The sequence below is a fragment of the Microcystis sp. M_QC_C_20170808_M9Col genome (assembly GCF_007095495.1).
In the GTDB taxonomy this organism is placed as follows: domain Bacteria; phylum Cyanobacteriota; class Cyanobacteriia; order Cyanobacteriales; family Microcystaceae; genus Microcystis; species Microcystis aeruginosa.
The window spans coordinates 1-9,071 of sequence record NZ_SFBZ01000293.1 but is presented as its reverse complement, the minus strand read 5'-3'; the positions used below and the strand labels follow the sequence as shown (position 1 = coordinate 9,071).

Annotated in this window: 8 protein-coding genes and 1 pseudogene; 2 read left to right on the top strand and 7 right to left on the bottom strand. The window is 41.0% G+C overall.

Annotation, left to right across the window (positions count from 1 at the left end):
* Nucleotides 1-248: 248 nt before the first annotated feature.
* From argH to EWV68_RS18620, 6 genes are all read right to left on the bottom strand, one after another.
* Complete coding sequence (gene argH, locus EWV68_RS18645) at nt 249-1,664, bottom strand: argininosuccinate lyase (protein WP_002759216.1); 1,416 nt, start codon at nt 1,662-1,664, stop codon at nt 249-251.
* Nucleotides 1,665-1,833: 169 nt separating this feature from the next.
* Nucleotides 1,834-2,037 (bottom strand): hypothetical protein, encoded by a 204-nt coding sequence (locus tag EWV68_RS18640; RefSeq protein ID WP_050766283.1) that lies wholly within the window; start codon nt 2,035-2,037, stop codon nt 1,834-1,836.
* Between the two features lie 106 nt (nt 2,038-2,143).
* Nucleotides 2,144-2,755, bottom strand: coding sequence for a class II aldolase/adducin family protein (locus EWV68_RS18635; RefSeq protein ID WP_061433294.1), 612 nt, complete (start codon nt 2,753-2,755; stop codon nt 2,144-2,146).
* An 8-nt stretch (nt 2,756-2,763) separates the two neighbouring features.
* A complete protein-coding gene (locus EWV68_RS18630; RefSeq protein ID WP_012265241.1) occupies nt 2,764-3,087 on the bottom strand; it encodes a hypothetical protein in 324 nt (107 codons plus the stop codon).
* 129 nt (nt 3,088-3,216) lie between these two features.
* Complete coding sequence (locus tag EWV68_RS18625) at nt 3,217-3,546, bottom strand: hypothetical protein (protein ID WP_287170676.1); 330 nt, start codon at nt 3,544-3,546, stop codon at nt 3,217-3,219.
* Nucleotides 3,547-3,758: 212 nt separating this feature from the next.
* Nucleotides 3,759-5,369, bottom strand: coding sequence for a glycosyltransferase family 39 protein (locus EWV68_RS18620; protein WP_287170674.1), 1,611 nt, complete (start codon nt 5,367-5,369; stop codon nt 3,759-3,761).
* 1,147 nt (nt 5,370-6,516) lie between these two features.
* Here EWV68_RS18620 and EWV68_RS18615 point away from each other — a divergent pair.
* Both EWV68_RS18615 and EWV68_RS18610 read left to right on the top strand, forming a co-directional pair.
* Complete coding sequence (locus EWV68_RS18615; RefSeq protein ID WP_287170673.1) at nt 6,517-7,410, top strand: ferritin-like domain-containing protein; 894 nt, start codon at nt 6,517-6,519, stop codon at nt 7,408-7,410.
* A gap of 163 nt (nt 7,411-7,573) precedes the next feature.
* Nucleotides 7,574-8,638, top strand: a complete 1,065-nt coding sequence (locus EWV68_RS18610; RefSeq protein WP_287170672.1) for a pentapeptide repeat-containing protein — start codon at nt 7,574-7,576, stop codon at nt 8,636-8,638.
* A 186-nt stretch (nt 8,639-8,824) separates the two neighbouring features.
* Here EWV68_RS18610 and EWV68_RS18605 read toward each other — a convergent pair.
* A pseudogene (locus tag EWV68_RS18605) lies at nt 8,825-9,071 on the bottom strand (Uma2 family endonuclease); the annotation flags it as partial.

The following is a 9,071-nucleotide window of genomic DNA, read 5'->3' as shown; positions in this document are numbered from 1 at the left end:
GTACTGTCTTACACAGAGTCCACAGACTTTCGCCCCATTTCAGAAGCCCGATTCCGTGTGTCCCACGGTACGTTGACCGCCTATAGCTTCTTGTACTTGTTGCGCGCGACTTTTTACCCAGCCAAGCTTTTCTGGTCGGAACCCCCTAAGCCGAGTTTTCAAGGCTTCGGCCGTGAGCTCAGCCGAACGGTGCTGCGCCGTCCACTTGGTTTTCGAGACTGGCCTTTTAATTCTAACGTAAAGCCAACCTAGAACGGCGGGGTTTCAGACGCAAATTTTCGATGATCGAGAATGGCTTTAGCCTGAATTAAAGCCGATCGCACTTGTTCAAAACCTGTGCCACCATAGCTATTACGGGCCGCTACTACCTGACGAGGAGCGATCGCGTCGTAGATATCGGCCTCAAAAGCTGGATGTAATTCTTGCCATTCCGTCAGGGTTAAATCTTTCAATAACTTACCCGCTGCCAAACTGCTTTTAACGACTTTCCCGACTAAATTATAAGCTTCTCGGAAGGGAATCCCCTTACTGGCTAAATAATCCGCCACATCCGTTGCATTAGAAAAATCTTCCGCCACCGCATTAGCTAATCGGTCGGTTTTAAATTGAATCCCGGTGGCTAAAAGTACCGTCATCGCTTGTAAACAAATCCGCACGGTTTTAACGCCATCAAATAACGCTTCCTTGTCCTCCTGCAAGTCTTTGTTATAGGCTAGGGGTAAACCCTTCATTAAGGTCAATAACGCTTGTAAATGCCCAAAAACCCGCCCTGTTTTGCCGCGCACCAATTCGGGAACATCGGGATTTTTTTTCTGGGGCATAATGCTAGATCCCGTGGCACAACTATCGGTGAGAGTGATAAAACTAAATTCTTGGGAAGACCAGAGAATCATTTCTTCGCTCAAACGGCTCAGGTGGACCATAATCAGACTAGCGGCCGTCATAAATTCAATGGCAAAATCTCGATCGCTAACTCCATCGAGACTATTGTTATACACCTGCTCAAAATCGAGTAAATTGGCGCTGTAATGACGATCGATGGGAAAAGTCGTCCCGGCTAAGGCCCCGCATCCTAGGGGCGAAATATTAGTCCTAGCGCGAATTTCTCCTAATCTTTGGTGATCCCGTTCGGCCATTTGAAAATAAGCTAGGAGATGATGGGCTAAACTAATCGGTTGGGCGCGCTGCAGGTGGGTATAACCGGGGATCAGGGTTTCCAGATGGTTTTCGGCGTGATTGACTAAAGCTTGCTGAAAATTGCGAATTTCTTGCCTAATATCATCGATTTGTTGTCTAAGATACAGACGAATATCCGTTCCTACCTGATCGTTTCGCGAACGGGCCGTGTGCAGTTTTTTGCCCACATCTCCCACGATCTCGGTTAAACGACGTTCTACGGCAAAATGCACGTCCTCTTGATCGATGCCGGGGTTAAAGTTGCCGGTGCGGTATTCTTGACGAATTTGTTCCAATCCAGAGACGAGACTATCTGCTTCTTCGGGGCTGATAATACCCGTATAGGCGAGCATTTTAGCGTGAGCGATCGATCCGGTGAGATCATACTCGATTAATTCGATATCAAAGCCAATACTGGCGTTAAATTCCACGATCGTAGGATGGAGACTACCTTCAAAGCGATCGCTCCAAGTTTTCTTTGCTGTCACTGTTTTCGTTAGATTATTGTGTATAAAGTTAACCAAAATATGCTGGACAATTTTGGGGAATAATCCGCTGCTGATAGCATTACCGCTTCAGGTTAGAAAAATCTCCAACCCTACAAGCATAAGAATAGCAAGAATTGCTCACTCTGGCTGAATGCTGATAGGCGAAAAGCTAATAAGAAGTAAAACCTCGAAACATATAACCGACAACCAAACCGATTAATAAGGCCCATGCTTGCCCAGTTTTGACAAAATTTGAGAAGGATTTCTGGACATTGCCGATGATATCCACGTCTTGCTCCGAAATAGTCATCAAGACATTGGTAAGGGGCGAAAAGTCGATCGAGACAGATAGATGATGGAAGATGTCGATCACGATGGCATTCCTCAAAGACGAAAATCTACAGAATAAGTTAACATGAAAACGACTAAATCAAAACTACTTTTTTCTCCCTGGTGGTGAGTTGGAGAGGAGGTCACTTTCAAGATGCTTGAGATTGCCAGTAATAGGATAATAATAAATTGCCCGCTTTTGCTAAATCTTGACCAAAGGCGATAATTCCTTCTTCATGACCACTCATCACTAAAATTTGTTGCTCCTCTAGACGCTCTTCTTGACATAAACGGATAATTTCTGCGGCCATGTCTGGGGTTCCATAGGCGATATTTTCTTGAGTGGTCGGCACTCGATACATCAAATTTTGCCACAGGGGGCGATGATGAATATGAATCACCCCATTAATCCGGGGATTCGCTTCATAAATTGCCCCATGGGTGAGAGTTTCCGAAGAAGCGGCAATTGTTCCCCGACAAGTGACCCGATTTTCTTGCCAATTGTAGTCTATAACTGTGGTGTAATGGGATTCATTTAATACTGGAATCCCCCCGGTGTTAGTGCCAGAAATAATGATTTCTTTGTCTATTTTTCCTCGTTGACTCACATTCCCAAAACCGATTCCGTTATCGTATTGACCGATTAATCCCAGTCGATAGAGGCGATTGCGCCAATAATTTAATTCTGCAATCTCTGAGCTTGCTAAGGGACGGTCAGGAATCCAAGTACAATTATATTTAACGTAACCTTCATCAATCATAAATTTTTCTAAAAATATTCGGGATAATTTTGACACACTTTCCGCACAAATTCCTGGAGAGGATAGGAGATATTAGTGATATAATTATCTTTAATAACTTGGGAGAATAGGGGTAAAACTTCCGTGTCTAAGGCGGGTTTAAATAAGTCCATCGGCAGGATTAAATCGGAACCTTCCCGCACATCAATTGTCTCAAAACTATCGGCTACAATTAACCAAAGAGGACGCACCCAAAGAGCCGAACGACTTTCGATCACCTGAATTACTTCTCCGTATAAAGTTCGATTTTTGCAGAATAAACTAACAATTTGATGGGGGGTAAATGTGTTCATAGACAATTCTAGTTTTCCTCGATACTATAGCAGTTATCTTAATGGTGAAGTACAAAGTTTTTCTTTTCGGGAACGACGGAACTGCGGAACAGTTTAGTGATCACATTGTAAAAGGATAAACCTCTTAGCTTATTTTGATTTCCCAACCTTTGTTTCTGCCACTTTCTGGTCAAAAAAGCCCAAAACTATTTGATAGCAAGACTTACACCGATATTCAGCCAACTCTTGATAGAAGCTCAAATCACCCAAACCGAGGAAATACCCATGAAATCCTGGGGTTGCTGATTTGAGATAGGAATCTTCTTGTCTGGGATTTTTAAAACCTAGACCCAAACTAACTTTTGCACGGGAACCTGCACAGTTGGCACTCATATTTTGATTCAGCAACGCCCAAAATTTTTCAAATTTGACCTTTTTGCCATTATAGCTTGTTTCAGGGGAGAAAACCATCAAAAACATGGCTACAGAAGGAATCGCTGACTCTAGAGATTAATGACATCATCTGTGTTAATAAGGTTAGCGATCACTATACAGCCAACTCTACGGAATCGCTCTAGTCTAGATACAGCCAACGGTACAGCCATTTTCAAGGGGAAAGTGTACCCAGTGGCAGCTTGTCAATCAAGGTTTTGTTAATTTTTTAGCATTCATGTATTGGGCAAATCCAGACCCTACTTAGTTATTTTATAAAGCCAATATCGCTTTTTATCCTTATCACTGACTATAAGCTGAGTATTGTAACCATTAGTCTCGATTTGCTGAATTAATTGATCAGAGGGGATGTATAGAAATATATTGTCAAATTTACTACCTATTTGCTCTAATTTAGATAGTTTTTCTTCTAGTTCCTTTTGATTTTCCCCATAGACAACCTGTAGATAAACATCTGAATTTAGTAAGTGAGTTAAAGCCAGAACTCGATGGTACATATCATCAGTAATTACTAAGACATTAGGTGATTTGTTAATTACTTCAGCAATCTGTAAGTTCATAATAGGTACAATTCCTTGAGTTCTTCCCGTAGGAGATTTAGCAATAGCAAGAGAGGAAAATATTCCTAGAGAAATTATGGCTATGCTGATCAATTGCCATAACCTTCTTTTGAGAGGCTTTTCAACACCATGAAAAGCTTTAGAAGCAAGTAAATAAGCAACAGACAGACTAACCCCTATATAGCTTGGAGTAAGATAGCGAGAGTATATAGTTCTTCTACCACCTTGCAAAAAGTCGGGAATAATCTGGGATAGACCAGGTATGATAACTAATAGAGCTATAAATAAGAAAGTATGAAATGGAGCCTTGCGATACATAAACCAAAAGGAATATATAATGATAATAAATATTAGATACGGTAAGGGGTTTTTAAAATTGAACTGGTTGTTAAAATCCACTAAAACTGTGGATGTATTAAAAATAATTGTTAATATTCTTTCAAGGACACTAATTTTAAAGTTAGTCATCCAGCCTAGCCCAGATGTGAGGTTGCTCCAATTTATAATAATAAATAAAGCCCAAGGAAGAAAGGAAACAAATAAAATGGTAGAAGCCAGTATATGGTTTAGTATTAATTTATTAAACTTAAATTTTTGAGTAACAATTACATAAACTGTTTGTGCAAAATAGACAAAGATAAAATTAACGTGTGAATAAATACCTAATGCAAGAGTTAATCCATAACCTAACCAGTTAAAATTATTGTTACTTCTCAGGCTGCGTAGTAGTGCCAAACTAGATAATATAATTGCTAACGAAAATAGACTATAGAAACGAATTTCCTGAGAATTAATCATATGGAAAGGAGAAACAGCAATTAAGCAAACTGTCATCCAACCTACTATACTTGATGAAAATAATTCTAAAGATAACCAGTAAACCACAGGTAATAGTAATAAGCCTATCAACACAGATAAACCGCGAGTCACTAGAACCGAATTACCCCAAAATTTCATCCAGTAGCGAAGTAGGATAAAGTAAAGAGGCGGATTGGAATCTTGTTTAGTTACGGCGTAAATAGTATCTTTGTCAGTTTTCTCACTGGCAAAGTCTTGATACTTGTTTAGGTCTTTAACAGTAAGAATTTGTCCATTAAAAGATTGAGAGATAAGCTCTTGGCTGGTATATCCTGAAGAACTAAGCAGCGTTCTTACCTCGTCTGTTGTATAGGGTTTTTGGGATAATTCAAAAAACCTCAAAAAAATACTTAGTGAAAGAATGACGATGATTAGTAATACATTTATGCTAAAACGTTTTTTTGTTCTTAGAGATTGAGGTTTTAAACTCATATGTTGGCTCCTCTCGACTTTGTGTGATAATTTTTGCTTATAGAATCGTGAAATGCTTATCGGGCAAAACTTTTAGGGCTATTTGGCGGAAGAAACTGTCAGTACCAGAAGAGCCTCATGTTGATTTACTTACTCTTATTTATACTGAGTTGACAGTGATCCTAGCATATACTAACTCCTAAAGCGTAACCGTTCAGGAGGGTAAAGGTATGATAGCATGAAAGCTATGGATGAGAAGCACTTAAGAGAGAAATACGGAATAGACGACGATGATTGGGAAAGAACTTCAGGGCGAGCGCCGCATCGTTTTGTAGATTGAGACCTCGGAACGAAACCCAACACCCAACACCTAAATCTGTCTGAATGAGCGCTCGCTATTCCCCTCCTCCCATTGCTTTTTGTTGGGTTTCCTTGGGTCAACCCAACCGACGACAATTGTTATGATTACTGTAGTCCGTAGTCGCTGCCTTTTTTGCCATCTTGAGGAAATTTGACTAACTAATAGAGTTCCACCTATTAATTTTATCTTAACGGACAACAATTATAAATTTTTATTTTGATAATAAATCGGGTCAATTTTTCTTTTTGGTGATCGCCCTATAGCTGACGACATAATTCTCTTGTACTAAACTTTGAGGTTCGCAATAGGGGTTAATTCATCATTTATTTCAAAATGAGAATTGCTGCTGGAAAACACCAAGATTTTTCTAGAGTTCTAACGGCTATGCGCTTTATCCAGCGAGCCTTTTAGTCGCTCTGTCACCCCTGGAAGTGTCAAATATTTCCTAATCAAAATAATTGCCAAAAAAATCTTTAAAACTGATGTTTTTATAGTGACTCTCCTGACAAATATCTTTTTTTCACCACCTAATTTTGTTTCCCACTTGAATCAGTTATCATACTAAATCCGTTGAGCATAGGCTACTTATGAGGATAGGCACTCATGCAATAGGCAATAGGCAAAAGGGGGAATAAATAATCATTCTTTAATAACCGGATTTAGTATCAGTTATCAGATGTAAGTTTTCAGTTTACTGATTACCGTTTACTGATCACTGAAAAAAGCTTGCCACTCCCCGCTCCCTTGCCAGATCGGGAAAAAACTCCGTTAGAATAGGGGAAGCCGTTTACAAAACGATACAAACTCATGACCGTTGCTTACCCTCGTAAATTCAAGAAGACGATGAGCGCTCGCGACATCATGAAGCGTGTCATTAGCGATCGCGAAATTCATCTTGTCACCCTCAACCGCTACCGCTACAACGAACAACGTAGCTGTAAAGACCTGACCGAACTGATCGAAACCTTAGACGGACAACCAAAAGAACTGATCCAGGACCTTTCCCACCACGTCGCCGATGAGGCCCGCCATGCTTACTGGTTAACCGATTTATTGATCGAATTGGGGGCCGATGTGGGGAAACCGCCGGGGTTGTCCTATATCGACGAATTTGAACGTCTTCTCGATCAAGACCAATTCCAAGGCGAAGAACAAAGGGAAGATAGACTGATTGCGGCCCTAGCGGCAATTAACGTCACGGAAAAACGGGGATGCGAATACTTTGCCGCCCATATCTATGCCCTCAAGGAAGGGGAACAAACCCCAGAAAATCTGAAAATTCGGGAAACGATCGCCAAAATTTTTCCTGAAGAAGCGGGTCATGTGCGTTGGGGTAATCGTTGGTTAGCCAAAATTGCCCAAAAAAGCCCCGAACATCGGCAAAAAGTCGAAAAAGCGAAGGCCAAATACTCAGCGATCGAACAGGCCGCCTATGAATCGGGTATGGATATCACCCTGGGGGCAGAATTGCGCCGCGTCGGTCATTTAATGGAAATCGCCGCTACTATGCCGCTTTGGGAACGTCCTCAATATCTGATGGAACGTTTACCCCAATCCCTTCTCGACCCGAAATTACAATTATTCCGGGTAGAAGCGGCGCAAAAAGCCTGGAATCGTGATCCAAAAATGTTTATGGAACGCTTTTTGCCGATGTTTTTTAACGCGGACGACAATATCGGCAAAAAAGAGAAAGTCAACTAATTTAACCTTGATTTTCAGGGGCAATCGTTCAGCGATCGCCGAAGAAATGTTCATCGAGGATCGAGAAAATCGGCTATTGTTTTAAATAGGGGTGAGTTCTCGGCTTTAGGGCCGGAGAAACACCACTTTTTTACTGTTTATTTTGGCTTTTCTCTTTTAGATTATGCGTCTTTTAGCTGCCTTTGATCGCTATCCCGATAGTGTATCTTTAACCCTAGAACCAGTAGCCACCGACTCGCAAAAATTTGATTTATATTTAACTTTACACCTACAAGCTCAAATTCAATCTCTCCTCGGCGGGGAAATTAAATGGGGACTGAAAGGAGGAAAATTAGATTTTGTTTTAGTTAATTGTCACCTAACACCAAATCCTCTTTCTAGTCAAGAGTTATACATAAATCGTATTAATAATTATCAATGGCGGTTATCGTTCAAAAGTGTTCAGTCAATATTTACAGGAGCGCTCGAAAGGATTAACCTAGGAACCGTGAGTGTGGAGGAAGAACCTTATCATCTCACGGTGCAATTTTCGGTGACAGCTGCCGATATCTGTATCACGGAAACATCGGGATTATGGAAACACGATCTAAGTCCCAATAAACATAGTATTTTAGAGCGAAAGTTAGCATTTTTCCTGATGGAAAATCAATTTGATGCTTTTTTGAGTCGTATTTCTTTGGGGTCATCGCCAGTAGAATTAGATACTGTTCTAGTGGAACCGAAACCAGCAGCATCAGAAAATTTAGAGAAATTGCCAGCACAAATCGAGGGAATTTATGCTTCTGTTAGTGATGATTTTCTCGAACTGGCCCAATTAGCTGAACTCGATCCCCTAAGGGATTTTACTGGGGCAAATCTCCTAGCCGCGGAATTAAGTGGTATATCTTTAGGTATGGCCAATCTCTATCAAGCTAATCTGCGCGGGGCCAATTTAACCGATGCTGATTTAAGCGAAATTAATGGCAGTCATGCTAGTTTTAGGGGAGCAGATTTAAGCGGGGCTTTATTAGCTAATGCCGATTTAAGTTATGCTGATTTTTACCGTTCTAGTTTGGCTTTAGCTAATTTAATCGGCTCCAATTTAGAAGGAGCTAATTTGGTTGAAGTCAACATCACTCAAGCGAATTTTAGCGGGGCAAAAGTGAAGGGGACAAAGTTTACCGATAATGTGGGTATGACCGAGGAATTGCGGGAAAATTTACGCTTGCGCGGGGCTTTCTGTGATTAGTCAACTATGATACTAAATCCGTTGAGTATAGGCTACATATCAAGACAGGCAAAAGGCAAGAGGCAAAAGGCAAAGGGGAGAATAAATAATCAGTTTTTAATAACCGGATTTAGTATGAGGCCTCTAAATGACACCAAATACCCTCACCTCTCCCCGAAAATAGCGTTATTGAATAACAAAAGGAGACTAGAGATTTTCCTCGGTATCTATGCCTAATTCCCGCAGTTTAGCCGCTAATTTCGCAGCTTTTTGCTTTTCTTGCTGGACTTGGCTTTCTGCCTCTAAAACCCGGTTTTCTGCCTCTAAAACCCGATTTTCTGCCTGTTGTGCCGCTTCTGCGGGAGTGGGTACTAATTCCCCTTCGGGGGTAAAATAGCGCAATTTATTGGCAGATAAACCCAAATATAAGCCTAATTGTTGACTCCAGAGCCAT